Below are 25,569 nucleotides of genomic sequence, written 5' to 3' on the forward strand. Positions count from 1 at the left end.
ACGCTTTTCCACCGGCTGGAACAAAATGATCGAACAGACTCAAGCTCAGCAGACTCAGGCGCAGGCACCCAAGCGCCCCGCCTCCTCCGTCCCGCTTCTCGTGGGAGGCGCCTTCTTCGCAGGCATCGCGGCTTTTCTCGGATGGGGTGTCTGGGAGGCCACTCATCCCGCGCCCGTGCCCCTGCAGGGCATGGTCGACGCCCGCACGATCTCCGTCTCCGCCAAGGTGCCGGGACGCCTTGCCGAACTCAAGGTCCGCGAGGGCGACGTGCTCAAGGCGGGCGACACCGTCGCCGTGATCGCCATTCCTGAAATCGAGGCCAAGCTCGTACAGGTGAAGGCACAGGAACGCGCCGCCCAGGCGAGGGAGGACCTCGCCAACACGGGTGCCCGCGTTCAGGAAAAGGATGCGGCCCGCGCAGACTGGGAGCGCGCCAAGGCAGCTCTCACCCTTGCGTCCAAGACCTACGAACGCGTCGACGCCCTCTACAGGGAGGGCCTCATCCCCGCCCAGCGCCATGACGAGGCGACCGCCCAGCTTGCAGCCGCACGCAAGGTGACCGAGGCCGCTGCCGCCAAACTCTCCGCCGTGGACGAAGGTGCCCGCGTCGAGGACAAAACCGCCGCGAAGGCCCTCGTCGACCAGGCAAGAGGCGGCGTCTCCGAAGTCTCGAGCCTCGCCTCCGAAAGCATCGTGAAGGCGCCCGCCGCGGGCGAAGTCACCCGCATCGTGATGGAGGAAGGCGAAGTGGCACCCGCGGGCTTCCCGCTCGTGCTCGTCACCGACCTCAGCGACAAGTGGGTCGTCTTCAACATCCGCGAGGACGAGCTTCCGGGCGTCGAGGTGGGCACGATTCTCAAGGGCTTCATCCCCGCCGTCAACCGCACGGTCGACCTCAAGGTCAACTGGATCAATCCTCGCGGCGAGTACGCAGTCTGGCGCGCGACGCGTCAGTCGACGGGCTACGACCTGCGCACGTTCGAGGTGCGCGCTCGTCCCGTCGAAGAGCTTCCCGCCCTGCGTCCTGGCATGACCGTCATCGTCGAGCGCTGAGCGGCACGCCATGAAGCACTGGTTTGAGGGCCTCGTCAACACAGCCCGCATCGAATGTCGCTACACCCGCAGGCACCCGCAGCAGTGGGTGATCTGCGCACTCCTGCCCGTCATGTGGCTGCTCTTCGTGGCAAACACCTTCGGCACCGGCCTCATGACGAAGCTCCCTGTGGGTCTCGTCAACGAGGACGGCGGCCCGCTCGCGCGTGAGCTCGTCATGGTCCTCGATGCCGTACCGAGCCTCGGCCTCAGGGGCTTTGAAACCGCGACCGAAGCCGAAGCCGCGCTCTCGCGCGCCGAAACCTACGGCACGATCGTCATTCCAAGGGACTTCACGAAGGACAGCCTGAACGGACGCGGCAGCACGCTCGAGCTCATCATCAACAAAAGCTACTACGCCGTCGGCACCATTCTGGAAGTGGACGTGAAGACGGCGCTCGCCGCCGTCATGAAGAGCGCGGGCACGATCAGGATGACCGCCGCGCGCGGCGGCTCGCTCAAGGCCGAGTCGAACAACCTGCGCATCGCCTCGCCCGAGGTCTACTTCCTCGGCAACACAGGCTTCAACTTCAGCGCCTACCTGCTGCCGACGCTCATTCCCGGCCTCATCGCGCTTGCCGCAGGACTCACCTTCTCGGGCGTGCTCGTGCGCGAGTGGCGCGACGGAGGTGCGACGCGCCTTCTTGCGGCCGCAAACGACTTCGCGTCCGCCGCAATCCTAGGCAAACTCCTGCCCTGGTTCGTCTTCTACGTCGTGCTCGGCCTGTGCTGGGTGTTCGGCCTCACGGGCGTGCTCGGCTGGACGGCCGCAGGCTCCGTCGGCGTCTGGATCGGCGCCACGGTGATGCTCATCGCGGCCATGGCCGCGATCGCCATCCTCTTCACGGCCGTCTCGCTCAGCTGGCCGATCGCCGTCTCGGCGCTCATCTGCTTTGCCGCGCCGTCCTTTCCGTTCACGGGCTTTTCCTATCCGCTCGAGTCGATGACGCCGGGCGCCGCCTTCTTCGGGCAGCTCCTGCCGCTTACGCACTACCTCGCCGTCCAGGGCGAGTGCTGGATCCTGAATTCGCCCCTCGACCACGTCTTCACGCGCCTCGCGCCCCTTGCGCTCCTCATCGTCGTGCCCATGGCCGCCGGCCTTCCGATCCTCGGCGTGCGCCTGCGCGCCTGGAGTTCGAAGGACCCCGAGAAGGACCGCATCCGCACACTCCTCGTCAAGGAGAGCCTCATCACCGACGAAACGCAGGGAGGCGCACGATGAACAGGAACAATCAGGCTGAGCAGATGAAGGCGCCCGGCTTCTGGTACACCTTCCTACACACGATCAAGGCCTCCTTTCTCTCCCGCGACATGATCCTCATCTTCGCGGGCGCGATCGCCTTCTACCTGATCTTCTACGCCTGGCCCTACGGCAACCAGCAGATCCAGCACGTCCCGTCGGCCGTGCTCGACCTTGACCGCTCGGCCGCCGCCCGCCGTCTCGTCACGGCCATGGACGCCTCGCCCGCCATCAGCGTCGTGCGCATCACGCAGGACGAAGGCGAGGCGATGGAGGCCTTCAGGCGCGAGGAGTTCTCGGTTCTCATCACGATTCCGAAGGACTTCGAGAAGTCCCTCACCCGAGGCGAGAACGTCACCGTGCACGTGCTCGGCAACGGCGCCTTCCCCGTGAAGGCCCGAGCCGTTCAGGCCGCGTTGGGCGGCGTCGTGACCGACAAGACGAAGCTCCTCGACGATGCGGCCGTCTATGCGACGGGGCTCCCCGGCACGAGCGTGCACTCGCACCATCAGGCCGCGCCCGGCCTTCGCGTGCAGTACATGTACAACGAGATCGGCGGCTACGGCAACTACACCGTGCCCGTCGTGGGTCCCGTGATCATTCAGGCCGTGATGCTCATGGCCATCACGATGGCGCTCGGCGGCTGGCTCGTCGCCGCAAGGCGCGAGCCCTTCGTGGAGGCCGCGCTCGACCGTCCGCTCCACAGGGGCGCGGCCGTCTGGCTCGCCTTCACGCTCATCACCTTCCTCTGGTTCGTCTACATGCAGGGGTTCGACTTCTGGTGGCACGAGTACGGCTCCATGCGCAGCGTCGCCGCGACGCTGGGCACCGGCCTGCTCTTCTCGGCCTCGGTCGCCTCCTTCGGCATGGCGGTCACGATCCTTCTGGGCTCGAACCGCTGGTCGAGCCAGGCCGTCGTGATGATCTCGGCCCCTGCCGTATTCATCTCGGGCGGCATCTGGCCCATGACGAACGTGCTGAGCGAGCCCGTCTTCGCGCTCTCGCTCTTCATTCCGACCTCGCCCGCAGTGCCCGCGCTCCTTGCGGCCTCGCAGGACGGGGCCCTCACCGAGTCCATCCTTCCCTATTGGGGAATCCTCGGCATTCAGACGCTCTTCTATCTCTCGACGGCGCTCCATCTCGTGCACCGCCGCGACTGGCGCGAGGACGCCGTACAGGCCTACAGCCGCGGCGCCCTCAGGCGCGAGCCCTTCGTCAAGACCGACCGGCCCTCCGACTGGGACTATTGAGGCAACAGCACATGCAGTTCATCGATTCACACAGCCATCTCAACAGCGACGCCTTCGACGAGGACCGCGACGAGGTCATCGCGCGCATGAAAGCGGCGGGCATGGCGGCCGCCATGGTCATCGCCTGCGAGGACGACGAGCTCCCGAAGCTCGAGGCGCTCCTCGCGGAGCATCCGGGCTGGCTCTTCGGCGCCTGGGCGCTTCATCCCGAATTTCCCGACAAGCCCGAGCCCACCGTCGAGCGGATCGCCGAGATCTGTTCGCGCCCGGGGTTCGCCGCCGTGGGCGAGACGGGGCTCGACTTCTACTGGTGCAAGGAGCCGCTTGACTGGCAGCGCGCACGTTTTCGCCGCCACATCGAGGCCGCGAAGGCCATCGGCAAGCCCCTCATCATCCACGCGCGCGACAGCGAGCGCGAGGCCCTCGAAATCCTCCGCGACATGCATGCGGGCGACGTCGGCTTCGTGATGCACTGCTTCTGCGGCGACACGGACACGGCGCTCGCCGTCGTGGACGCGGGCGGCCACGTAAGCTTCACGGGCAACCTCACCTTCAAGCGAAACGAGGCGCTGCGCGAGACCGCGAGGGCGCTTCCGCTCGAAAGCCTCCTGCTCGAGACCGACTGTCCCTACATGGCGCCTGTGCCCAAGCGCGGCAAGCGATGCGAGCCTCAGTACGTCGAATATGTCGCAGAATGTCTCGCAGGACTTTTCGGCGTTGACAAAGCGCACGTCGCCCGACAAACTACGGCCAACGCCGTCAGGCTCTTCCGCCTGCCCATCCGTCTTGAGGAAGCATAATCAGTCTATGAAAAAGCTCGCCGTTCTTCTTGCCGCCGCCCCGCTTCTTCTCTGCGCGCCCCTCGCATCGTCCGCCGACGCGTCGTCCGCAGGCGACCCGGGCGCCTTCGTCCTCTCCGAGGCCGAGGTCGATCAGATGGCCCGCAACACGCACGACTTCAATCAGGCGATCGCCGCCGGCAACGCCGCCGACGTCAGGCGCCTTCTCTCCACGGGCATCACGCCCAACATCGTGCTCGAAAACGGCGACACGCCGCTCACCTGGGCCCTGCGCAGCGAGTCGTGGGATCTCGCCCGCGTGCTGCTCGACGCCCAGGGCATTGACGTCAACATGGAGAACCGCCACGGCGAGACGCCGCTCATGCTTGCGGTGATCAAGGGCCGCGAGGCTGAATTCGACAGGCTGCTCAAGCTCGGTGCGAAGGTCAACAAGACCCGCGGTTGGACGCCGCTCCACTACGCCGCCACCGAAGGCCGCACCTCCATGATGAAGCGCCTCATCGAACTCGGCGCCGACGTCAACGCCCAGACGAAGGCGGGCATCACCGCGCTCGACATGGCCGCAAGGAAACCGAGCCGCGAGGCCGTCATGATGCTCCTTCGCGCAGGCGCCTACCGCGACTACTGCACCGACAGGGGCATGTCCGCCGCAGACTTCGCCAAAAAGGCGGGCGACGAGGAGCTCGCCAAGTACCTCGCCGTCAAGACCTGCGCCGTCACGGGCCCCGCCAGACCCGAGCTCTACAGGCAACCCGCCGGCATCACGCTCCGTCACTGACGCTCGTCCCCTCATGCACAGGCCACCGGACGCACGCCCGCGCGACCTTTCCACGACAATCCCGAGGATTCCTTCGTGTCCCACACGCCTCTTCCCCTCACCGCTCTTGAACTTCTCGCCCCCGCCCGCGACGCCGACACCGGCATCGCCGCGATCGATCACGGCGCCGACGCCGTCTACATCGGCGGCCCTGCCTTCGGCGCCCGCCAGTCCGCGGGCAACACGATGGACGACATCGCGAGTCTCGCCGAGTACGCGCACCGCTACAACGCCCGCGTCTTCATGGCGCTCAACACGCTCTTCACGAACGAGGAGCTTCCGCGCGCCCGCTCGCTTGCCTTCGACGCCGCCAAGGCCGGAGTCGACGTCCTGATCGTTCAGGACATGGGCCTCATGGCGGGCCCGCTGCCCGACATCGAGCTCCATGCCTCGACGCAGTGCGACATCCGCACGCCCGAAAAGGCCGCGTTCCTCGAGAAGGCGGGCTTCTCGCAGATGGTGCTCGCGCGCGAGCTCTCGCTCGCCGAGGTCGCCGCCTGCCGAGCCGCGCTCCATTCGGCGCGCATCGAGTACTTCATCCACGGCGCGCTCTGCGTGAGCTATTCGGGCCAGTGCTACATCAGCGAGGCGATCACGGGACGAAGCGCCAACAGGGGCGCCTGCGCGCAGCTCTGCCGCCTGCCCTACGACGTCTACACGGAGTCGGGCGAGCAGATCGCCCGCCGCAGCCACGTGCTTTCGCTGCGCGACAACAACCAGACCGACAATCTCGAGGCCCTGATCGACGCGGGCGTCTCGTCCTTCAAGATCGAGGGCCGCCTCAAGGACCTCGTCTACGTGAAGAACATCACGGCCTGGTACCGTCAGCAGCTCGATGCCATCATCGCGCGACGCCCCGAACTCTCCCGCACCTCCGACGGCGTCTCGACCTTCAGCTTCACGCCCGATCCCGAGAAGAGCTTCCAGAGGAGCCGAACCGACTACTTCGTGCACGGCCGTCAGTTTGCAAAGCCCTACGAGCTCGCCCAGCTCGAGAGCCCCAAGAACACGGGCAGCCCCGTCGGCTGCTGCGAGCGCGTCGAGCCGGGCGAAATCCTCGTGCGTCCCGCTGCGGGCGTCTCGCTTGCCAACGGCGACGGCCTCACCTATCTCGGCGACGACGAGGAGATCCACGGCCTTGCCGTCAACCGTGCCGATCCCGCCGGCAGGGGCCTCGTCAGGCTCACGCTGCGCAACCGCCGCGAACTCCCCGAGGGGCTTCGCCGCGGCATGACGCTCATGCGCAACCTCGACCGCTCCTTCGTGCGCGAGCTCTCGGGCGAGTCCGCCGTGCGCCGCATTCCGATCGTCATGACCTTCCTCGTCGAGGACGACGCGCTCACGCTCATCGTGACCGACGGCCGCGAATGCGCCGAAGCTCATGTGGCGATGGATCTCGACGCCCCCTCGAACCCCGAGCGCAACAGGGAGACGCTCATCAGGAACCTCGGCAGGCTCGGCGACACGCTCTACACGGCCTCCGACATCTTCGTGCCCGAGGACCTCGACGTCTTCGTGCCCGCCTCGGTTGTCAACATGATGCGCCGCGAAGCCGTCGACGCGCTCACGAAGATGCGCGAGGAAGCCCGGGTCCGTCCCGGCCGCGCCCCCGTCGACGACGAGGCGCCCTATCCCGACCGCATCCTCGGCTTCGCCGCCAACGTCGCCAACGATGCCGCGCGCGAGTTCTACGAGCGCCACGGCGCCCGCGTGACCGCGCCCGCCTTCGAGATCAAGCCCGTGGAGAAGGCGGATCTCATGACCTGCCGCCACTGCATCCGCGCCGCGCTCAAGCGCTGTCCGAAGATGCTCAAGGCCTTCCCCGAACTGCTCGAGAAGACGCCGCGCGAAGCCTTCAGGCCCGAGCCGCTCGTCCTCGTCAACTCGTCGGGCGAGCGCTTCGAGGCGATTTTCCACTGCAAGGCCGATCCCTGCTTCATGACGATCACGCACGCCGACGACGCGAGCGGCTCCCGCTCAGCGGGATAAAATGAAGGGTCGCCCCATCCTCCGGCTCCCAAACCCATGACGAACGACGAAGAACCGATCGAGCTCCTGATGCCATCCGCCGCCATGCAGCCCGTCCTTTCGGACCTGCGTGCCGCGCTCGTGCGCCTCGGCGACGTGAAGACCAGATCCGCGCCTCGCGTCTGGGACAACATTGACTTCGAGGGCACGGCCGCGAACATCGCGCGCTTCACGCTCTGGACGGAGGGATGGGATGAAGGCGTCATCCCTGCGGGCGACGTCAACGCTGCAAGCGACGTCGGCCACCGCCTCTCGACCGAGCTTGAGATCATGTCGCCCGACGACCTCGAGGAACGCTTCCGCGTGATCGTCGACGGCGCACCCGTCACCAGGCTCTACCGCCGCATCTCCGACGCCCAGACCGTCAGCCGCCTGATGAAGGACACCATGGCGCTCGGCTGGTCGGGCTTCGACATGCTCGCGCTCTCGCCCGCCGAGCAGGAGACGATGCGCCGCAGGCGCATGTTCGTCGACGCCTTCCGCAACGACTTCGACTGGACGCGCCTGCGCGCCCTCGAGCTCTCCCAGGGCGCCGCGCTTCTCGAGGCCGCGCTCTACGTCGAGATGGTCCAGCCCGCCGACATCGAACGCCTGAGGCGCCGCATCGCGGGCGAGGCGATCGCGCGCTGCGCGAGTTGGACCGCATTCGCCCGTGCGCTTCTGTGCGCGCGCACCTTCTGCAGCCTCAGGGACGGGGCGCTCAGCACTCGAAGCAGGATCGCGGAAGACGAGGCGAGGCTCACGGCTCTCCTCTCGGGCCCCTGGCAGTCCGCCTGGCCGCGCGTCGCGCCGTAGGGCGCAGCCGGGCAGAATGCCCTCCTGAGAACCGTTCTAATCCGTTTTCCCTAAAGCATTCCGCCCAAGCGCTCTGAAGTCGCTCAACAAAGTGCGAAATTCCCTCTTGCAGAGCGCATCAAGGAGACATCAAGAGCCTTCGTTCGAGTCACAATGACTGAAACGCCGGTGCCGCGCACCGGCCCCAGTCACAGACACCCGGAGAGCATCATGCCCCTGAACCGCCGCAATTTCCTCGGAGCCGCCGCCCTTGGCGCGGGCTCCCTCATGCTCGGCTCCGCGCAGGCCGCGCCTGCGCCCGCCCTGCCCAAGTTCACGCCGCCCACGGCCAAAAAGCCGATGGCGCTCTGCTTCAACGAAAATCCGCTCGGCCTCACGCCCGCCGCCCGCGACGCCGCGATCGCAGCCCTGCCCGACGCCAACCGCTACCCGTTCGTCGCAGCCGAAAGGCTCCGCAAGGCCTGCGCCGACTTCATGGGCGGCAAGCCCGAGAACGTGATGCTCTCGCACGGCTCCGCCGAATCGATCCGCGCGAGCATCGAGGCCCACATCCGTCCCGGCGTCTGCCTCATCTGTCCCGAACTCACCTACAGCGACGGCGCCGACACGGCCCGCAAGAACAACGTCAAGGTCGTCACCGTGCCGATGGGCGCGAAGTGGTCCGTCGACCTTGAGGCCATGAAGAAGACCGTCGCGGGCATCAACGGCCCCGTCATCGTCTACTTCGTCAACCCGAACAACCCAACCTCGACCATCGTCGACTCGAAGGCCCTTCACGACTGGATCCGCTCTCGTCCGGCCGACGTCTTCTTCGTCATCGACGAGGCCTACGCCGAATACGTCCGCGATCCGTCCTTCGTCTCCTGCAAGACGCTCGTCGACGAGGGGCTCGAAAACCTGTGCGTGCTCAAGACCTTCTCGAAGATCTTCGCCATGGCCGGCATGCGCCTCGGCTTCACCTATGCCGCGCCTGCCGTCGTCAACAAGGTCCGCACCCAGGTCGCCTACGACATCATGCTCAACAACTCGGCCATCGCCGCCGCGCTCGTCGAGCTCGAAGACAAGGACTTCATCCCGAACTCCCGCAAGGCCAACGAGGACGCCCGCGTGATCGTCTGCAAGACCCTCGACGAACTCGGCATCGAGTACCTCGACAGCCAGACGAACTTCATCTTCATGAACCTCAAGGCCCCGCTCAAGCCCTTCCAGGACCGCATGAAGGCGGAGAACATCCTCGTCGGCCGCCCGTTCCCGCCCACCGTCGAATGGTGCCGCGTCTCGCTCTCGACGCCCGACGACATGAAGTACTTCGCCGCGAAGCTCAAGGAGTTCCGCCGGAAGGGCTGGGTCTGATCCGATGAGCCTTCCGCCGCGGGACGACCGTCCCGCGACGCCTTGAAAAAAATCCCGCGCGCCGCTGCCGGCCGTGGGATTTTTCCTTTCCGCTTCCCTTCGGCCGCCGTTCGACCCAGGACCTCATCAGGCCTTCAGATAGCTCTCGCCCGCCTCCGTGAGCGGGATGCCCGCCGCGCGGATGCTGCCCGCGATCTCGGCGATGCACTGCCTGATTTCGGGCCAGAGGCTCTCCGAGGTGACAGGCCAGAAGACGTAGAAGGGAATCGTGAGCGGGTTCTCGAGGGGGACCGCCGCGCAGTCGTCCGAGACGCTCATCGCCGCGAGCTCGTCCGTGATGTGCACGCCGATGCCGCGCTTGACGAACCTCAGCGCCACCTGCGTCGAGGAGAGTTCAGCCACGATCCTGTCGGGCGTGAGCGCGGGATGCAGGCTCCTGATGTACTCGCGCTCAAGCTTGTCGGCGGAAAGCAGGATGAAGTTCTCGTGCGCATAGTCCTCGAGCCTCACCTTCTCCATCCGGCTCAGGGGATTGGTCTTCGGAACCACCAGCCTGAAGGGCAGGTGCGCGATCGCCTCCTTCTGCAGGTCGTCGTGACTGCTGAGCAGCGTGCCGAAGCCCACGTCGAAGGGATGCGAGAACTTAGAGTAGTAGATGTCGCGGCTCTGGTGCACGTCCATCGTGATCCTCAGCGTCTCCTCGTGGGCCTTGAGGATCTTCGCCACTGCGGGAATGATCACGTTGCTGCAGTGGCGGGCGAGCACGGCAATGCGCAGCTGCTTCTTCGTCGAGGCCCTCTGCTTCGGAAAGTCCTCGAGCATGTGCCAGGCGCGCATCGACTCCTTCGCCACGCGATAGAACGCCTTGCCGTCCTCCGTGAGCGTCAGGTTCTTCGTCGAGCGGTCGAAGAGCCTGCAGCCGAGCCTGTCCTCGAGCTGGCTCACCGCCCTGCTCGCCGCGGGCGCGCTCATCGCGTTCTGGTTCGCGGCCGAGAGGAGCGAACCCGTCTCCACCACCGCGCAAAAGAGCTTGATCGACCTTGCCTTCAGTTCCATTTCATCCTCCTTCCGGACCTCACCGATAATTTCATTTTCCGCAATCTGCCGTGCAATATTTGCATTTTACAAAATAAAAAGCATAAGGCAAAATACTTTCCAACACGGCAGGCACGGCCTGAGACACCCAGCCTGCAACTCTCCGAAACACAAGCAACACGGCCGATTCAGAGGACATCTGATCGGCCGTTTTGCTTTTGAGGCGGAGTGCACATCCCACAAGACCCCAGTCAACTCGACGAGAAAAAAATGGCCATTTACGACCCCAAGTCCCGCGTAGCGGAAGAGTTCATCAACGATCAGGAAATCCGCGACACGCTCGCCTACGCCGAAGAGCACAAGTCGGACGTTCCGCTGCTCATGAGCATCCTTGACAAGGCCGCCCAGTTCAAGGGCCTGACCCACCGCGAAGCCGCCGTGCTGCTCGCCTGCGACGTCAAGGAGGTCAACGACAGGATCTTCGAGACCGCCATCAAGGTGAAGGAGCACATCTACGGCAGCCGCATCGTGCTCTTCGCGCCGCTCTACCTCTCGAACTACTGCGTCAACACCTGCACGTACTGCCCGTACCATGCCAAGAACAAGAGCATCGTGCGCAAGAAGCTCACGCAGGAGGAGATCCGCAACGAGGTGATCGCGCTCCAGGACCTCGGCCACAAGCGCCTGCTCCTTGAGGCGGGCGAGCACCCCAAGCACAATCCGATCGAGTACATCCTCGAGTCCATCAAGACCATCTACTCGATCAAGCACAAGAACGGCGCCATCCGCCGCCTCAACGTGAACATCGCCGCCACGACGGTCGAGAACTACCGCAAGCTTCACGAGGCCGAGATCGGCACCTACCAGCTCTTCCAGGAGACCTACAACCGCAAGGCTTACGAGGAGCTGCATCCGAAGGGACCGAAGTCCGACTACGCCTACCACACCGAGGCGCACGACCGCGCCATGGAAGGCGGCATCGACGACGTGGGTCTCGGCGTGCTCTTCGGGCTTGATCTCTGCCGCTACGACTTCGTCGGCCTGCTCATGCACGCCGAGCATCTTGAAGCCGTCTGGGGCGTCGGTCCGCACACGATCTCCGTGCCGCGCATCTGCCCGGCCGACGACATCGATCCGGCCTCCTTCGAGAACGCCGTGCCCGACGACCTCTTCCTCAAGATCGTCGCGCTCATCCGCATGGCCGTGCCCTACACCGGCATGATCATGTCGACCCGCGAAGGCCAGCGCATCCGCACCGAAGCCCTCAAGCTCGGCATCTCCCAGATCTCCGGCGGCTCCCGCACGTCCGTGGGCGGCTACGCCATCCGCTCCGTCCAGGAGATGGAGGAGAAGACCGAACAGTTCGAGACGAACGACCGCCGCTCGCTCGACGAAATCGTCCGCTGGCTCCTCGAGAACCACTACCTTCCGTCCTTCTGCACGGCCTGCTACCGCGCCGGCCGCACGGGCGACCGCTTCATGGAATGGGCCAAGGACGGCAGCATCGCCACGTACTGCCAGGCCAACGCCATCATGACGATGAAGGAGTACATGTGCGACTACGCCTCGAAGGAAACCCGCGAGGCCGGCGAGCGCGTCATCGCCAACGAACTCCCGAAGATCCCGCACGAGAAGATCCGCATCGCCAGCGAAAAGCGCCTGATCCGCATCGCCGACGGCGAACGCGACTTCCGCTTCTGATCTTCAGGCCCATCGACCTTCCGATCAATTCGCGGGGACTCCTACGGAAGCCCCGCGACCGAACACAGGGGAAAAAGGCCCTGCGGACCACATCGGTCCGCAGGGCCTTTTTGCTTCTGGGGCTTCTTCAGCTTCCTTTTCCGAGGAACGGCCCGGTCGGACCGGGCCCGGCCACTGCAGTCATCAATGGCGGTAGTTCACCTTGCTGCAGATCTCCTCGACGATCGGCTCCTTGAGCCTGTTGAACTCGGCCTTGTTCTTCTCGAAGAGATTGCCACCATGGGCGTCGATCGAGACGATGAGCGGACCGAACTCCTTGACGCGCATGACCCACATGGACTCGGGCTGGCCGAGTTCGGGCCAGTGGCGCTCCTCGACCTCCTCGACGCATTCGGCGGCGAGCACGGCGCAGCCGCCCGGGAAGACGCAGTGCACGGCCTTGCTTTCCTGACAGCCGGCAGCAGTCTCGGGACCCATGCCGCCCTTGCCGACGACGATCTTCACGCCCGTTTTCCTGAGGAATTCGCGCTCGTACTTCTCCATGCGCATGGAGGTCGTCGGGCCGATGGAGACGACGCGGAAGCCGGAGCGGCTCTTGTCGTCGGGAACCATGATGGGACCGGCGTGGAAGATGGCCTTGCCGGCGAGGTCGTACGGAAGGTCCATGCCTTCCTCGACATGGCGGAAGTGAACCATGTCGCGGCTCGTGATGAGGGCGCCGGAGAGATAGAACACGTCGCCGATCTTCAGGGACTCGATGTCGGCGTCGGAAACCGGCGTCGTCAGAACTTTCTTCGTCATTTTGCTGTTCTCCCAAATCAGAGCGTCATGCCCTTGTGGCTGATCATTTCGTAGCTCATGTCCGCATTGATGCGGATCGTGGCGCGGCGGTGGCCCCAGCAGCCCGTGGAAACGCCCACGGCAAGGCAGGACGGATGGCGCGCGGCCTGTTCGACGTTGACGCCCATCACGGACTTCGTCCCCGTCAGGCCGCCCGGACCGATGTTGATCTTGTTGAGGCCTTCCTCGATCATCTTCTCGAAGTCGGCGCCGATCTCGTTGGCGTTCTTCGAGCCCACGGGACGCATCAGGGCCTTCTTGGAAAGCTCGGCCGCAACCTCGACGCTCCCGGCGATGCCGATGCCCACGAGGAGCGGCGGGCAGGCGTTGACGCCGCGATCGCAGATCACGTCGAAGATGAACTTCACGATGCCCATGTAGCCTTCGGCGGGCATCAGCACCTTGGCGGCGCCGGGCAGCGAGCAGCCGCCGCCGGCCATGTAGCCGTGAATGAGGCAGCTGTCGGAGTCGGGAATGATCTCCCAGTCGATCCAGGGCACGCGAACGCCCGTGTTGTTGCCCGTGTTGCGCTCGTCGAAGATCTGGACGGCGTTCTGGCGAAGCGGCGCCTCGATCGTGGCGCGGCGGACGGCCTCGTCAAGGCAGGCGCGCATTTCGGAAAGAAGCGGGAAGTTGGCACCCACCTCGATGTAGTACTGGATGACGCCCGTGTCCTGACAGAGCGGGACATTGAGGCGGCGGGCGGCGGCAAGGTCGTCGAACATCGCGTCATACACGATGCGGGAGATGTCGGAAGTCTGCTCCTTGCGAAGTTCGGCAAGGCGGGTGGCGACGTCGTCCGGGAGAATCTTGCCCAGCACGGACGTGAAGCGCGTCATGAGCTCGGTGAAGCGCTCGGCCTTTTCCTGTTGATTCATTGTGCTCTCCTTAAGAGTCTGGTTCACGTCCTCCGAAACCGGGGCTGTCATTCGAAAGGACGCGGGGGTTCTCATCGCCTAAAGCACCTGCAGGGCCGGCGGTCCTTCAGAGCCGGATAATTTCCTATATATAGAAAAATGTTGTCCAGCATCAAGACCAGCCTACCTTCTTAACGTTCAATGTCGTTACAGAGCAGTACTTTCATCGATTGAGCACATTATAGAATTTTTTATATTCGACTGTCAATATGTTTTTCTACGACACGTAAAATAAATTTTTCTTCCTCCCGGACGCAAAAAGGCCCGCAGAGAGCAGGGCTCGTGCGGGCCATTGAAATCGACTGCGGGGTGGGCCGTCAGAGGTTGTTGCCCTCAGCGGCATCCTTTGCGGGACTGCCAAGCCTCTTTTCGAAGAATTTCACGACACGCTCGATGACGGGCTTCTGGAACCAGGGCAGATCTCCGTGGCCTGCGCCCTCGACGAGGACGTACTCGACGTCGGTGCCGGCCTTCCTGAGAGCCTGAGCGAGATGTGCGCTCTGCATCGGGCTCACGAGGCGGTCGCCCGAGCCGTGCATGATGAGAAACGGCGGCTCGCTGCCGTCGATGTGGCCGAGCGAGCTTGCGTTCATGGCCTTCTCGCGGTCGGAGAGAATGCTCCCGCCGGGAGACTTGCCGAAGGCGGGACCGTGCACGAGGAGCGCCTCGGTCACGGCGGGCGAGGCGTGGACCTTGGCCTGAGCCGGATCGAGTCCCTCGCCGATGGAGGTCAGGTCCGAGATGCCGTAGATCGTGCAGACGGCCTGCACGTCGGAGGAGACGTTCGTGAAGTCGCCCTTGTCGAACGCCTTCTCGCCGTTCGTGGCGCCGAGCATCTGCACGAGGTCGCCGCCCGCGGAGTCGCCGATGACGCCGATGCGCTCGGGATCGATCCCGTACTCATCGGCATGCGCGCGCAGGTAGCGCACGGCGGCCTTGCCGTCCTCGACGAGCGCCGGGAACTTGACGGGCACGGTGCGGTATTCGGCTGCGGCCACGACGAAACCCGCGCGGGCGAGCGCATGGCGCATCTCGATGAACTTCTCGTGGTCGGCGGAGGTGAAGCCTCCGCCGGGGAAGTAGACCACGGCGGGCTTCCTCGCCTTCGTGCGCGGCGTCATCACCGTCATGCGCAGCTGACGGATCGAGCGCTGGGACTTGATCTGACTGTAGATGATGCCCGATATCGTGTCGATGCGGCCGTCGGTCACGTCGACCTTCATGACCTCGGCGCCGGGCACGTAGCCCATCAGATCGGCGCGGTCGGCGGCGAAAATCGTTCCTGCCGCGAAGAGTGCGCAGGCGGCGGGAACGGCCTTGAGCAGAAAGGCCTTGCGGATATTCATTGAAAAATTCCTTCTTGTCGGTTACGAGGGGGGCTTGAGAAGCTACATTGCCAGAGAACGGGCTCCGACCAGAAAATTCTACCCTCGTCCAACCGCCCGCGCTCAGTCGGACTTCAGTCGGAATTCAGGTGAAGCTCAGCGGGAAGTCGAAGGAAGCGGCGTCTTTTGCGAGGCCGCGAGCTCGCGCAGGCGCTTGAGCGTCATCTCGTACTGGACGTACTCGGGCGTGTCGGGATTCATGGTACTCATGAGAAGCGAGAGGCTTTCGGCCGCCGTACGCCAGTCCTCGTTGGCGGAGGCCGCAACGGTCAGGATCTCGACGGCCTTCATGTCGCCGGGCCGTCCTTCGACGGCGCCCTGCGCCAGAGGCTGGGCCTCGCGCATGCTGTCGGGACCGCCGATCGTGAGAAGCGTGGCGGCGAGTTCGAGCATCACGGCCGGATCGGCCTTCACCTTGGCGTTCGCGACGCGTCCCCTGCGGTAGGCCTCGGCCGCCTTCGGGAAGTTCTCCTCGTCGACATGACGGCGCGCAAGCAGCACCCAGGCGCGGCCGTCCTTCGGGCTCGACTCGAGGTAGCGCTCGATCGAGGGCGTATCGGCGCGTCCGTCGTAGACCGCCTGGGCCTTCTCAAGCCCGATGAGCTCGGGCGCGCCGTTCACGGCATAGAGGCCGACCGAAACCGCAGTGACGCCCGCCACCACGGCGGCCGTCACGACGGGGCCCGAGAAGCTGCCCGCACGGCGGCCTGCGCCGTCGTTGGGATCGTGGAAGACCGCGTCGTGTTCCTCGAGCGCGCGGCGGCGAAGATCGTCGGCGAGAATCTCGTACTGCTCCGCACTCACGGCGCCCGACTTCAAGTCCTCGTCGAGCTGGGCGCGCTGTCGCCTCAGCGCCTCGGTCACGGCCGAGCCGTAGGCCTTGTCCTCGCGCTCGACGCTCGCCTCCTCCCTGCCCACGCGAAGGAGCGACGGCACGAGCGCTCCGACGGCCAGGACGAGCATCAGAAGGAGGATGAGATAGAGAAGGATTTCGTCGGACATGTGCGTTCGTTCCGGAGGCGTTGTTCGTCTGCCTGCGCTCGGAGCGCAGGTCGTGTTTGTCCCATCACTATATATGAAACGGGCGGCTCCGCGAGGAGACGCCCGTTTCGTCGGATCATCGCCGGGCCCCGAAGGGAGCCCGAGGCGGATTACTTCTTGGTAGCGGCCTTTTCGTCAATGGCCTTCCTCAGCAGCGCGGTGGCGTCGGAGGCTGCCTTGGCAGACTTGGCGAGGCTGCGCACGGCCATGTCGTGGTTGTGGAAGTACGCACCGTTGGCGGCAGTCCAGTATTCCCAGTTGATGTGAGCGGATTCGTGGAGCTTGCGGGCCTTGGCGAGGACCTCTTCGGACACGCCGACGGTCTTGGCGAGTTCAAACGCGTTGAACATGTCGTTCATGCGGGATTCGGCTTCGCGGACCTTGCCGTCGAAGTGGCCCTTCATCGCGTCGATCGCGGCGACCATCTGCTTCTCGTTCTTGTCCTTGTGGCAGGAGAGGCAGGTCTCCTTCACGTAGTGCTTGGGCGAGGTGGCCCAGTGCATCGTGTAGGTCTTGCCGTTTTCGTCCTTCACCTTGGGCATGTGGCAGGAAGCGCAGTCGGCGCCGGCCTTGTCGTGCTTCGAGCCGAAGTACGTTTCGGCGTCGGGATGCTGCATCTTGACGAGCGTCGCGCCGGTGAGGTTGTGCTTGAAGTCGCGGAAGCCGACTTCATCGTAGTAGGCCTCGATCTGGTCGGCGTTGACCCATGGGAAGAGGTTCGTGAGACGGCTGTCGAAGCCGACCTTCTCGCCCGTCTTGACGTTCATGCCGGGGTTGCAGACGTATTCGACGTGGCACTGGGCGCACATCAGGCGGGAGTCGGCGCGGTCGAGCATGGCGACCTTGCGGTCGAAGCCGCGGACGCCGACGTCCTTGACCTCAAGCTTGGCCTGGCGGGCCGCGAAGTCCTTGTAGACGTTCATCTTGCCTTCGCGCGTCATCGCGTCGATCAGGGCGTCGCGCATGATGCGCGGCTTGGCGCTGTGCGGGTCGTGGCAGAAGTTGCAGTTCATGCCGTGCTGGACGTTCCGAACGACGTCAACGGGGTTGGAGCCGCGGTGGAACTTCGCGCCCTCGGCCTTGTCGCCCATGTAGGCCCAGTCGAGCATCAGGTCGGTCGACTTGCAGGACCAGCACACGCCGTTGGCGGCAGCGGCCGTGCCCGGCTTGTGGGCCTTCTGCTCGTTGTTGTCGGGATAGTTGTCCTTGAGGACGTCCCAGGCCTTGTAGGACTTGCCGCCCTCAAGCGTCGTGTAGAGCCAGCCGTCCTTGGGCTCGAAGCGGCCACCGAACGCACGGTCGACGATGAACTGGTCGATCGCCATGAACGTGTGGGCGCGCGGAAGGTCGTGCTCCTTCGTGAAGCCGTGGCCGCCGAGCGCGCGGTCAAAGAACGGGTCGGGTGCAGGACCGCCGGCCGCCTTCTTCGACTGGCGGGCGGGACGGTCGGACGTCATGAAGGCGGACTTGTACTGCTGCTGGTGGCAGGCGCCGCACTGGGCCGGGTCCATGTTGACGGCCGGACGCTTCTTCATGTCCTTGAGATGCGCTTCGGTGCCGGTGTGACACGTCGTGCAGGCGAGATCCTTGTGGGCGGCGCCCGCATGATCCTTGGCGACGTTGGCGTGGCAGGCTGCGCACTGATTGTCGGCCGCCTGGGCGGGAGCGCCCGCGAGAAGACCGAGAAGCGCAAGCGCGGCGGCGACGGGGGTGAGCTGTTTATGCATGTTGTTCTCCTGTGACAAGGCCGTCGCGCGGGGTCTGGCGAGGTCCTCGTCTTTTTCAAAATTTTAAGTTTGCTTAAGCCTTTCTTAAACCCTTCCGAGGTGATGGTGGAGGGTTATTCCCAATGACCGCCGGATACCCTGTCCCACAGCCTTCCGCACGAAAATACCTCTCGAGAGGTAATACCAAGGTGATGCTCACCACCGTCCCCCACCATCCCCTCTCCGCCGTCTTCGGGCACGAAAAAGCCCGTCAGCGCATCTCGGCGCGTGACGGGCGTTTTCAGAGTGTCGGAACAGGATCAATCAGGCCGGCATCAGCACTGTTCGATCTCCTCTTCCTTGTGGCGCGGCCAGCAGAGGATGCCGCGGTGGTTCGGCATGACGCTCGGATCGAATTCCGGGTTGAGGATGCCGCGCTTCTTCTGGCTGACGTAGTCGTCGAGCGCGATGAAGGCGTACTTGCCGAGGATCGCGATGGCAACCAGATTGACGATGGCCATGAGGGCCATGAAGAGGTCGGCGAGGTTCCAGACGAGGCCGAGCGAGGCGACGGAGCCGAGGTAGACCATCATCACGACGAAGGCGCGGTAGATCCAGAGCGCGGCCGGATGACGGCTGATGAAGTCCATGTTGATTTCGCCGTAGAAGTAGTTGCCGATGATCGAGCTGAAGGCGAAGAAAAGGACCGTGACGCTCATGAAGGCGTTCGTCCAGGTGCCGAGCTGGCCCGTGAGCGTCTGCTGGATGAGCTCGATGCCGGTCTTGCCGGAGTCGGCCCAGCCCGGGGTGAGCAGCACGAGCATGGCGGAGGCCGTGCACACGACGAGCGTGTCGAAGTAGACGCCGAGCGCCTGCACGAGGCCCTGCTTGGCGGGGTGGGTGGCGTCGGCCGTGGCGGCGGCATTGGGGACCGCACCCATGCCGGCCTCGTTCGAGAAGAGGCCGCGCTTGATGCCGGTCATGAGGGCCATGCCGAAACCCGCGCCGAGGACGGCGTCGAAGTCGAAGGCGCAGCGCACGATCGTGACGAGCACTTCGGGCACCATCGTGATGTTGAGCGCCGTGACGGCGAGCGCGACGAGGATGTAGGCGCCGGCCATGACGGGAACCATCACGCCCACGACCTTGGCGATGCGGGTGAGGCCGCCGAAGATCACGAGGGCCGTGAAGCCCGCGATCGCAAGGCCCGTCATCTGCGTGTCGAAGTCGAACGAGGTCTGCATCGAGAGGCTGATGGTGTTGGCCTGGACGGAGTTGAAGATGAGGCCGTAGGTAACGGCGAGGAGCACCGCGAAGACGCTCGCGAAGAAGGAGGAGCCGATCACGTTGCCGATGTAGTAGGCGGGACCGCCCACGAAGCCGCCGCCCTTGCGCGGGGCCTTGTAGATCTGGGCGAGCGTGGACTCGACGAAGCCCGACGCGGCGCCGATCGTGGCGATCACCCACATCCAGAAGACGGCGCCGGGGCCGCCCGTGGCGACCGCGATGGCGATGCCGGCGATGTTGCCCACACCCACGCGGGAGGCGGTGGAGACGCAGAAGGCCTGGAAGGTCGAGATGTGGCCCTCGCGCGGCTTGGCGCCCGCGCCCTCGGTCATCAGGCGGAACATTTCGGGAATGCAGCGGATCTGCACGAAGCGCGTGCGGACCGTGAACCAGAGGCCGATGCCGATCAGCATCACGATGAGGACGTAGGACCAAAGATAATTGTTGATCACGCCGATGATGTCATTGAGCCAGTTCATGTTTTGTGGTTTTCCTTCTCGGTCTTTTTGTTTCAGGAGGCGCAGCTTCAGGGGCGGCGGAATCCGCACCCCTGCACGGACGGTCGGGGGAGCGGCCGTTCCGCGTCCGGACTGAGTGGGGATGCGTCCGGAATTGTTTGCAGCAATTTACCATTGTAACAAAGGGTTTGCCCTGAGGTTGTCCGCCAAGGCCCCCTTTCTGCATTTTCCGTGCCGCACACAAGCCGGCTGCAGACTACTGCGCAGTCTTGGCGAGGCGCCTGCGCCCGCCGTGGCGGCCGCAGGTGACGACGCGCACGTCGCCCTGGCTTTCGGCGCGTGCGCGGCGAACCTTCTTGGGATCACAGACGAGCGCGCCCGCGACCTCGAGCCGATCGCCCTCGTGAAGCTTCGTCGAAGGCTCGATGCGGCGGCCGAAGACAGCGAGCCCCGCCCCCGCAGGCAGCGATGCGCCCGCTAGTCCGAGGACCTCGGAAGCCGCGGCGCCATCGGGCGCTTCGACCGTTTCGGCCATCACGCCCGCCTCATTCACGAACAACACTTCCACACGCATGATCCCCCCTTTCGAAAAGCCGTCCGCGGCCGTGTCCGAAGGGCTTCGGAGCCGCGTAAAAAGCCTTACAATACAAGATTGCCGTGCAGTTTGCACGAAACGGACGCCGACCGTACGGAAGCAGGACGACAAGAATCAAAAGAACGCAATACAAGAGAACAAGAGAAACATCATGGCACTCATTCAGAACAAGCGCGCCCGCCACGACTATGCGATCGAAGAAAAGTTCGAGGCCGGCATCGTGCTCCAGGGCTGGGAAGTCAAGAGCGTTCGCGCCTCCCGCGCCCAGATCAACCTCGCGCACATCTACGTGCGCGACGGCGAGCTCTTCCTCTGCAACGCCCACATGACGCCTGCGGACCAGGCCTGCACGCACGTGACGCTTGAGTCGAACCGCACGCGAAAGCTCCTCATGCACCGCCGCGAGATCATGAAGCTCATCGGCAAGACGGAGCGCGCGGGCTACACGCTCGTGCCGCTCGACCTGCACTTCACCCGCGGCCGCGTCAAGGTGACGGTCGCGCTCGCACGAGGCATGCGCGAATATGAAAAGCGCGCCGACCAGAGCAAGAAGGACTGGAAGCGCGAGCAGGAGCGCATCATGAAGAAGGACGCCCACGGCCGCCACGTCCTCGAATAGCCTTTCCCTTTCAGACAGCAGGCTTCGGACAGACAGCCTGCTGCCGGCCCGAAGCGCCGCGAAACTGGCGCAAAACACGAACCAACACTCCACCGGGACGACCTCCACATGCCCACGCTCGACTCACCGACGCTTGACACGGTTTTCTTCGACTACGACCGCAAGCCCCTTTCCCGGCACCCGATGACCTGCCTTGCGATCTACGGCAAGGGCGGCATCGGCAAGTCCACCACGGCTGCGAACGTGGCGCTCGCGCTTGCGCAGGACGGCCGCAGGGTGATGCTCGTCGGCTGCGACCCGAAGGCCGACTCGACCGCGCTCCTGCGCGGCGGCGCGAAGATCGAGACCGTGCTCTCGCTCCTGCGCACGAAGCACAAGTCCGAGCTCAGGCTCGATGACATGGTGGTCGAGGGCAAGGGCGGCGTCCTCTGCGTCGAGGCGGGTGGTCCCCGTCCAGGCGTGGGCTGCGCGGGCCGCGGCATCATCGCCGCCTTCGAGGCCCTCCGGGCCCAGGACGCCTTCAACATCCTTCGTCCCGACGTCGTGATCTTCGACGTGCTCGGCGACGTCGTCTGCGGCGGCTTCGCGATGCCCATCCGCGACGGCTGGGCCAGGAACGTCTTCATCATCACCTCGGGCGAGAACATGGCCATTCATGCGGCCGCCAACATCGCCACGGCCGTCGAGACCTTCGCCGAGCGAGGCTACGCCCGCCTCGGCGGCATCATCCTCAACGCCCGCGACGTGCCCCGCGAGGCCGAGAAGGTCGAGGAGCTCGCCTGCGACCTCAACACGACGATCGTGGGCCGCCTGCCCCGCTCGGCCGAAGTGCAGGAGGCGGACGCTCTCGGACTCACCGTCCTTGAGCACGCGCCATCGTCCGGCATGGCCGACCGCTATCGCGAGCTTGCCCGCCATCTCGTCGAGGCTTGCGCCGCCACCAGACCCGAGCCCGCCCGCGGCGGCTTCACGTTCTGAGGCCCGCCCATGCTCCGACTCTTCGCACACACGCCCGAACGCGTGCTTCCCGCACCCACGGCGAAGCTCTCCGAGGCGCACTGGCCCGTGCCCTTCAGGCAGGGCCTCGAATACTCGCCGCCCACGCGCGGCCCCTGGACCATCGTGCACGTGGGCATGCTCGTGCCCGAATGCCACGAGATCTTCGTCTGCGCCCAGGGCTGCCTCAGGGGCGTCGTACTCAGCGCAGCCGAACTCGGCCTGCAGCGCCGCTTCTCCACGATCACCGTGACCGAGGAGCACCTGCGCGACGGCCAGCTTGAGGACACGATCATCGAGGGCGTCACGCACATCCTCGAGCGTCTCCCGAAGCTTCCGCCCGCAGTCCTCGTCTACTCGAGCTGCCTGCACCACTTCTCGGGCGCCGACCTCGGCTGGGCCTACAGGAAGCTCTCCGAGGCCTTCCCCGACGTCGTCTTCACCGACTGCTACATGACGCCCACGCTCCGCAAGAGCGAGATGCCGCCCGACAACAAGATGCGCAGGCAGCTCTACCACGGCCTCAGGCCCGCCGACCTTCCCAAGGGCGGCCTGCTTGTGGCGGGCTCCCTCGAGGCCTTCGGCCCCGAGAGTGACTTCGCGCGCGCCGCACACGCGGCGGGCGTCCCGTTCTTCGAGCTCCCGGGCATGACGACCTACGAGGAATACCGCCGCATGGCGCATGCGCGCTGGGTCGTGACGGTCAATCCCGCGGCCCTTCAGGCGGGCAGGTTCCTCGCCGAGCGCCACGGCATGCGCCACCTTCAGCTGCTGCTCGACTACAACGAGCACCGCATCGACGACTCGCTCGGAACGCTCGCCGAACTCACGGGCATTCCGCTCTGGGACACCACGGCCGAGAAGTCCGCCGCCAGGACCGCGCTCGCGCAAGCGGCCGACGCGCTCGCGGGCCGTCCCGTGGCGATCTGCCAGACGGCGACGACGCGCCCCGTGGCGCTCGCACGCCGCCTCGTCGAGTCGGGCATCCGCGTCACGGACCTCTACTGCGACAGCTTCCTGCCTGCGGACAAGACCGACTTCGAGATTCTTCGCAAGAAGGCGCCCGGCATTCTCGTGCATCCGACGACGGTGCCCGAGATGCGCTTCGCGACGCCCGCCGAAAAGCGCGACGACATCGTGGCCATCGGCCAGAAGGCCGCCTTCTTCACCGGGGCGACCCACATGCTCAACATGATCGAGGGCGGCCCCTGGTGGGGTCACGGCGGCGTGAGAAGCCTCGCGCTCGCGCTTGCGGCTGCGGCACGCGAGCCCGTCGACGTCGACCGCATCATCAGCGTCAAGGGATACGGGTGCAACGGATGTTGTTAGACTACACGCAAAGCTCCATGTCGACCTACACGGCCGACTGCTCGGGCGTCGCAAGCGCCCTCTATGAACTCGGCGGCATGACCGTCATCCACGACGCCTCGGGCTGCAACTCGACCTACACCACGCACGACGAGCCCCGCTGGAACACGATGCCCTCGGCCGTCTTCATCTCGGCGCTCACCGAGATGGACGCCGTGCTCGGCAACGACAGCCGCATCATCGACGACATCGTCGACGCAGCCCGCAAGCTCACGCCCGCCTTCGTCGCCATCGCCGGCACGCCCATTCCCATGATGACTGGCGTCGACCTCAAGGGGATCGCCCGCCTCGTCGAAAGCCGCACCCGCATTCCGTCCTTCGCCGTCCAGACCAACTCCATGCGCGCCTACAGCGTGGGCTGCGCACAGGCCTGGATCGAACTCTCGCGCCGCTTCGTCGTTCCCAACGGCGCCCGCGCGGGGTCCTTCGGCATCAACCTTCTGGGCGCGACGCCTCTCGACTTCTCGACAGGCGGCATGCTCGAGTCCCTCAGGGCCGCCGCCGCACGCGCAGGCTACACGATCAACGCCTGCTGGGCGATGGGCGACAAGCTCGAATCCCTCGCCAACACCGCGGCCGCGCGCGTCAACGTCGTCGTGAGCTCGTCCGGGCTTCCGCTCGCGCAGTGCTTCGAGCGCTGCTTCGGCACGCCCTACGTCTGCGGCCTGCCCGTGGGCGGACTTGCTCCCCGCTGGCACGCGGCCGTCGAATGGGCCGCGAAGAACCGCTGCAGCGTGCCCGCCGCCGACTTCCTCGGCGCGGATGCGGGCGGCACCCGCACGGCCGTGCTCGGAGAGCCGCTTGCCGCCGCCTGCACGGCCGCGGCCGTCAACCTCGAGCAGCCCGGAAGCTGCAGGGCGCTCTCGCCCCTGCCGTCCCTCGGCATCGAGGCGCCCATTCTCTCCTCGAACCTTTCCGAGGACCTCCTGCGCGCCATGCTCGGCGGCACGGAGGTGCTCGCCGCCGACCCGCTCTTCGACATCATCGCCGAGGAGGCCCGCGTCGGGCGCACCATCGCCTTCCCGCACGAGGCCTGCTCGGGCCGCATGTACAGGAGCGGGATCGTGAACATTCTCGAGCGCGCCCCGTTCGACGCACTCGTCGGCAATCTGCTGGACACTGCAAAATGACCTTCAATCTGAAGCAATGCGCCCTCGTCTGCGGCGCACTCGCCCTGGCCGCGACCTCCGCGGCCGCACGCACCGTCGTCGACGACAACGGCACCAGCGTCGAGATCCCCGACCACGTCAACCGCGTGGTCGTCACGAACATCCTTCCGCTCGCCTCCGCCGTGACCGTCTTCCTCAACGACGGCAAGACCGTGGTGGGCATGCATCCCGCCTCCTACTCGGCCGCCAAGAGCGGGCTCCTCGGCAAGCTCTATCCCGACGTCCTCAAGGCCGACACCTCCTTCATGCAGGGCGCGAGCCTCAACGTCGAGGCCCTGATGGCCCTCAGGCCCGACCTCGTCCTCGTCAACGCGCCCGACAAGCGCACGCTCGACGCGGTCCGCAACGCGGGCATTCCCGCCTTCGGCATCAGCCCGAGCAAGTGGCACTACGACATCATCGAGACGCACGCCCAGTGGATGAAGAGCCTCTCCGAGATCTGGCCCGAGCACAAGGGCAAGGGCGACCTGATCGACAGCCGCTCGAAGGCCATCGCGAAGATGGTCGCCGACCGCACGAAGGACCTCAGGCCCGAGGAGCGCAGCAAGGTTCTCTTCCTCTTCCGCTACGACGCCCGCCAGATCGTCACTTCTGGGCGCAACTTCTTCGGCCAGTACTGGTGCGACGCCGTCGGCGCCAGGAACGTCGCCGAGTCCGTGACGGCAGACAACGCCAACGCCATCGTCTCGATGGAGCAGATCTACGCCTGGAACCCCGACGTCGTCTTCATCACGAACTTCACGGCCGCCACGCCCGCCGACCTCTTTGATAACAAGATGGCAGGCCACGACTGGTCCGACGTGAAGGCCGTCAAGGACAAGCGCGTCTACAAGCTCCCGCTCGGCATCTACCGCAGCTACACGCCTTCGGCCGACACGCCGCTCACGCTGCTCTGGATTGCCAAGCAGGTCTATCCCTCGCGCTTTGCCGACATCGATCTCACCAAGGAGGTCAAGGCCTGGTACAAGGACGTCTTCGGCGTGACGCTCACCGACGCCGACGTCGACATGATGTTCAATCCGGGCGAAGGCGCGAGCACCGGCGCCACGGTCGCCACCCGCAGCAACGGCTGATCC

The 25,569-nt window shown here is 65.4% G+C and carries 22 protein-coding genes; 14 read left to right on the forward strand and 8 right to left on the reverse strand.

From position 1 onward, the window contains the following. Nucleotides 1-25 precede the first annotated feature (25 nt). The 8 genes from HMPREF9465_RS00150 (at nt 26) to HMPREF9465_RS00180 (ending at nt 9,376) form a co-directional block, all read left to right on the forward strand. Nucleotides 26-1,054: an HlyD family secretion protein gene (locus tag HMPREF9465_RS00150; RefSeq protein WP_005432922.1), complete on the forward strand. Its 1,029-nt coding sequence runs from the start codon at nt 26-28 to the stop codon at nt 1,052-1,054. A 10-nt stretch (nt 1,055-1,064) separates the two neighbouring features. Beyond that, nucleotides 1,065-2,315 carry an ABC transporter permease gene (locus HMPREF9465_RS12025; protein WP_005432923.1) on the forward strand — a complete coding sequence of 417 codons (1,251 nt, stop codon included), beginning with the start codon at nt 1,065-1,067 and terminating at the stop codon, nt 2,313-2,315. Continuing rightward, the gene (locus HMPREF9465_RS12030; protein ID WP_005432925.1) at nt 2,312-3,583 is read left to right on the forward strand and encodes an ABC transporter permease; all 1,272 of its coding nucleotides are present in this window, start codon (nt 2,312-2,314) and stop codon (nt 3,581-3,583) included. Before HMPREF9465_RS12025 ends, HMPREF9465_RS12030 begins: the two co-directional genes overlap by 4 nt. Before the next feature lie 11 nt (nt 3,584-3,594). Beyond that, entirely contained in the window at nt 3,595-4,383 is a 789-nt protein-coding gene (locus HMPREF9465_RS00160) for a TatD family hydrolase (protein WP_005432927.1), read from the forward strand. 7 nt (nt 4,384-4,390) lie between these two features. Next, nucleotides 4,391-5,161, forward strand: a complete 771-nt coding sequence (locus HMPREF9465_RS00165; RefSeq protein WP_005432929.1) for an ankyrin repeat domain-containing protein — start codon at nt 4,391-4,393, stop codon at nt 5,159-5,161. A 75-nt stretch (nt 5,162-5,236) separates the two neighbouring features. Continuing rightward, a complete protein-coding gene (locus HMPREF9465_RS00170) occupies nt 5,237-7,189 on the forward strand; it encodes a peptidase U32 family protein (protein WP_005432931.1) in 1,953 nt (650 codons plus the stop codon). A gap of 36 nt (nt 7,190-7,225) precedes the next feature. Continuing rightward, entirely contained in the window at nt 7,226-8,023 is a 798-nt protein-coding gene (locus HMPREF9465_RS00175; protein WP_005432933.1) for a hypothetical protein, read from the forward strand. 210 nt (nt 8,024-8,233) lie between these two features. Next, the gene (locus HMPREF9465_RS00180; RefSeq protein ID WP_038006097.1) at nt 8,234-9,376 is read left to right on the forward strand and encodes a pyridoxal phosphate-dependent aminotransferase; all 1,143 of its coding nucleotides are present in this window, start codon (nt 8,234-8,236) and stop codon (nt 9,374-9,376) included. Nucleotides 9,377-9,502: 126 nt separating this feature from the next. Here the strand turns inward: HMPREF9465_RS00180 and HMPREF9465_RS00185 are convergent, their stop codons facing one another. Next, complete coding sequence (locus HMPREF9465_RS00185; RefSeq protein WP_005432937.1) at nt 9,503-10,432, reverse strand: LysR family transcriptional regulator; 930 nt, start codon at nt 10,430-10,432, stop codon at nt 9,503-9,505. 249 nt (nt 10,433-10,681) lie between these two features. Between HMPREF9465_RS00185 and hydG the strand changes: the two genes are divergently transcribed. After that, complete coding sequence (hydG, locus tag HMPREF9465_RS00190) at nt 10,682-12,112, forward strand: [FeFe] hydrogenase H-cluster radical SAM maturase HydG (protein WP_005432940.1); 1,431 nt, start codon at nt 10,682-10,684, stop codon at nt 12,110-12,112. A gap of 183 nt (nt 12,113-12,295) precedes the next feature. Here the strand turns inward: hydG and ttdB are convergent, their stop codons facing one another. From ttdB to HMPREF9465_RS00225, 7 genes are all read right to left on the reverse strand, one after another. Continuing rightward, nucleotides 12,296-12,913 (reverse strand): L(+)-tartrate dehydratase subunit beta, encoded by a 618-nt coding sequence (gene ttdB / locus HMPREF9465_RS00195; protein ID WP_005432942.1) that lies wholly within the window; start codon nt 12,911-12,913, stop codon nt 12,296-12,298. 17 nt (nt 12,914-12,930) lie between these two features. Further along, nucleotides 12,931-13,830, reverse strand: a complete 900-nt coding sequence (ttdA, locus tag HMPREF9465_RS00200; protein ID WP_005432944.1) for a L(+)-tartrate dehydratase subunit alpha — start codon at nt 13,828-13,830, stop codon at nt 12,931-12,933. Nucleotides 13,831-14,186: 356 nt separating this feature from the next. After that, nucleotides 14,187-15,215, reverse strand: coding sequence for an alpha/beta hydrolase (locus HMPREF9465_RS00205; RefSeq protein WP_005432946.1), 1,029 nt, complete (start codon nt 15,213-15,215; stop codon nt 14,187-14,189). Between the two features lie 135 nt (nt 15,216-15,350). Next, entirely contained in the window at nt 15,351-16,256 is a 906-nt protein-coding gene (gene ccmI, locus HMPREF9465_RS00210; RefSeq protein WP_005432947.1) for a c-type cytochrome biogenesis protein CcmI, read from the reverse strand. A gap of 149 nt (nt 16,257-16,405) precedes the next feature. After that, nucleotides 16,406-18,022, reverse strand: a complete 1,617-nt coding sequence (locus tag HMPREF9465_RS00215) for an ammonia-forming cytochrome c nitrite reductase subunit c552 (RefSeq protein WP_005432949.1) — start codon at nt 18,020-18,022, stop codon at nt 16,406-16,408. Between the two features lie 314 nt (nt 18,023-18,336). Beyond that, the gene (locus HMPREF9465_RS00220; RefSeq protein WP_005432951.1) at nt 18,337-19,767 is read right to left on the reverse strand and encodes an alanine/glycine:cation symporter family protein; all 1,431 of its coding nucleotides are present in this window, start codon (nt 19,765-19,767) and stop codon (nt 18,337-18,339) included. Between the two features lie 235 nt (nt 19,768-20,002). Then, on the reverse strand, nt 20,003-20,320 hold the full coding sequence (locus HMPREF9465_RS00225) for an RnfH family protein (protein ID WP_005432953.1): 318 nt from the start codon (nt 20,318-20,320) through the stop codon (nt 20,003-20,005). Here HMPREF9465_RS00225 and smpB point away from each other — a divergent pair. The 5 genes from smpB (at nt 20,319) to HMPREF9465_RS00250 (ending at nt 25,566) form a co-directional block, all read left to right on the forward strand. Continuing rightward, a complete protein-coding gene (smpB, locus tag HMPREF9465_RS00230) occupies nt 20,319-20,960 on the forward strand; it encodes an SsrA-binding protein SmpB (RefSeq protein ID WP_081579380.1) in 642 nt (213 codons plus the stop codon). The genes HMPREF9465_RS00225 and smpB overlap by 2 nt on opposite strands. 108 nt (nt 20,961-21,068) lie before the next feature. After that, nucleotides 21,069-21,938, forward strand: coding sequence for a nitrogenase iron protein NifH (locus HMPREF9465_RS00235; RefSeq protein ID WP_005432955.1), 870 nt, complete (start codon nt 21,069-21,071; stop codon nt 21,936-21,938). A 9-nt stretch (nt 21,939-21,947) separates the two neighbouring features. Then, nucleotides 21,948-23,285, forward strand: coding sequence for a nitrogenase component 1 (locus HMPREF9465_RS00240; protein WP_005432956.1), 1,338 nt, complete (start codon nt 21,948-21,950; stop codon nt 23,283-23,285). Between the two features lie 17 nt (nt 23,286-23,302). Beyond that, the gene (locus tag HMPREF9465_RS00245) at nt 23,303-24,454 is read left to right on the forward strand and encodes a nitrogenase component 1 (RefSeq protein WP_005432957.1); all 1,152 of its coding nucleotides are present in this window, start codon (nt 23,303-23,305) and stop codon (nt 24,452-24,454) included. Next, the gene (locus HMPREF9465_RS00250; protein ID WP_005432958.1) at nt 24,451-25,566 is read left to right on the forward strand and encodes an ABC transporter substrate-binding protein; all 1,116 of its coding nucleotides are present in this window, start codon (nt 24,451-24,453) and stop codon (nt 25,564-25,566) included. The genes HMPREF9465_RS00245 and HMPREF9465_RS00250 overlap by 4 nt, the downstream gene beginning before the upstream one ends. Nucleotides 25,567-25,569 lie beyond the last annotated feature (3 nt).

This window comes from Sutterella wadsworthensis 2_1_59BFAA (assembly GCF_000297775.1).
Classification (GTDB): domain Bacteria; phylum Pseudomonadota; class Gammaproteobacteria; order Burkholderiales; family Burkholderiaceae_F; genus Sutterella; species Sutterella wadsworthensis_A.

What these genes read in the sequence shown, in the direction of transcription:
- HMPREF9465_RS00160 (WP_005432927.1), top strand. Translation starts at nt 3,595, where the DNA reads ATGCAGTTCATCGATTCACACAGCCATCTCAACAGCGACGCCTTCGAC.
- HMPREF9465_RS00240 (WP_005432956.1), top strand. Translation starts at nt 21,948, where the DNA reads ATGCTCCGACTCTTCGCACACACGCCCGAACGCGTGCTTCCCGCACCC.
- smpB (WP_081579380.1), top strand. Translation starts at nt 20,319, where the DNA reads ATGATCCCCCCTTTCGAAAAGCCGTCCGCGGCCGTGTCCGAAGGGCTT.
- ttdB (WP_005432942.1), bottom strand. Translation starts at nt 12,913, where the DNA reads ATGACGAAGAAAGTTCTGACGACGCCGGTTTCCGACGCCGACATCGAG.
- HMPREF9465_RS12025 (WP_005432923.1), top strand. Translation starts at nt 1,065, where the DNA reads ATGAAGCACTGGTTTGAGGGCCTCGTCAACACAGCCCGCATCGAATGT.
- HMPREF9465_RS00245 (WP_005432957.1), top strand. Translation starts at nt 23,303, where the DNA reads ATGTCGACCTACACGGCCGACTGCTCGGGCGTCGCAAGCGCCCTCTAT.
- HMPREF9465_RS00215 (WP_005432949.1), bottom strand. Translation starts at nt 18,022, where the DNA reads ATGCATAAACAGCTCACCCCCGTCGCCGCCGCGCTTGCGCTTCTCGGT.
- HMPREF9465_RS00150 (WP_005432922.1), top strand. Translation starts at nt 26, where the DNA reads ATGATCGAACAGACTCAAGCTCAGCAGACTCAGGCGCAGGCACCCAAG.
- HMPREF9465_RS00205 (WP_005432946.1), bottom strand. Translation starts at nt 15,215, where the DNA reads ATGAATATCCGCAAGGCCTTTCTGCTCAAGGCCGTTCCCGCCGCCTGC.
- HMPREF9465_RS00250 (WP_005432958.1), top strand. Translation starts at nt 24,451, where the DNA reads ATGACCTTCAATCTGAAGCAATGCGCCCTCGTCTGCGGCGCACTCGCC.
- HMPREF9465_RS00180 (WP_038006097.1), top strand. Translation starts at nt 8,234, where the DNA reads ATGCCCCTGAACCGCCGCAATTTCCTCGGAGCCGCCGCCCTTGGCGCG.
- HMPREF9465_RS00175 (WP_005432933.1), top strand. Translation starts at nt 7,226, where the DNA reads ATGACGAACGACGAAGAACCGATCGAGCTCCTGATGCCATCCGCCGCC.
- hydG (WP_005432940.1), top strand. Translation starts at nt 10,682, where the DNA reads ATGGCCATTTACGACCCCAAGTCCCGCGTAGCGGAAGAGTTCATCAAC.
- HMPREF9465_RS00235 (WP_005432955.1), top strand. Translation starts at nt 21,069, where the DNA reads ATGCCCACGCTCGACTCACCGACGCTTGACACGGTTTTCTTCGACTAC.
- HMPREF9465_RS00185 (WP_005432937.1), bottom strand. Translation starts at nt 10,432, where the DNA reads ATGGAACTGAAGGCAAGGTCGATCAAGCTCTTTTGCGCGGTGGTGGAG.
- ttdA (WP_005432944.1), bottom strand. Translation starts at nt 13,830, where the DNA reads ATGAATCAACAGGAAAAGGCCGAGCGCTTCACCGAGCTCATGACGCGC.
- HMPREF9465_RS00225 (WP_005432953.1), bottom strand. Translation starts at nt 20,320, where the DNA reads ATGCGTGTGGAAGTGTTGTTCGTGAATGAGGCGGGCGTGATGGCCGAA.
- ccmI (WP_005432947.1), bottom strand. Translation starts at nt 16,256, where the DNA reads ATGTCCGACGAAATCCTTCTCTATCTCATCCTCCTTCTGATGCTCGTC.
- HMPREF9465_RS12030 (WP_005432925.1), top strand. Translation starts at nt 2,312, where the DNA reads ATGAACAGGAACAATCAGGCTGAGCAGATGAAGGCGCCCGGCTTCTGG.
- HMPREF9465_RS00165 (WP_005432929.1), top strand. Translation starts at nt 4,391, where the DNA reads ATGAAAAAGCTCGCCGTTCTTCTTGCCGCCGCCCCGCTTCTTCTCTGC.
- HMPREF9465_RS00220 (WP_005432951.1), bottom strand. Translation starts at nt 19,767, where the DNA reads ATGAACTGGCTCAATGACATCATCGGCGTGATCAACAATTATCTTTGG.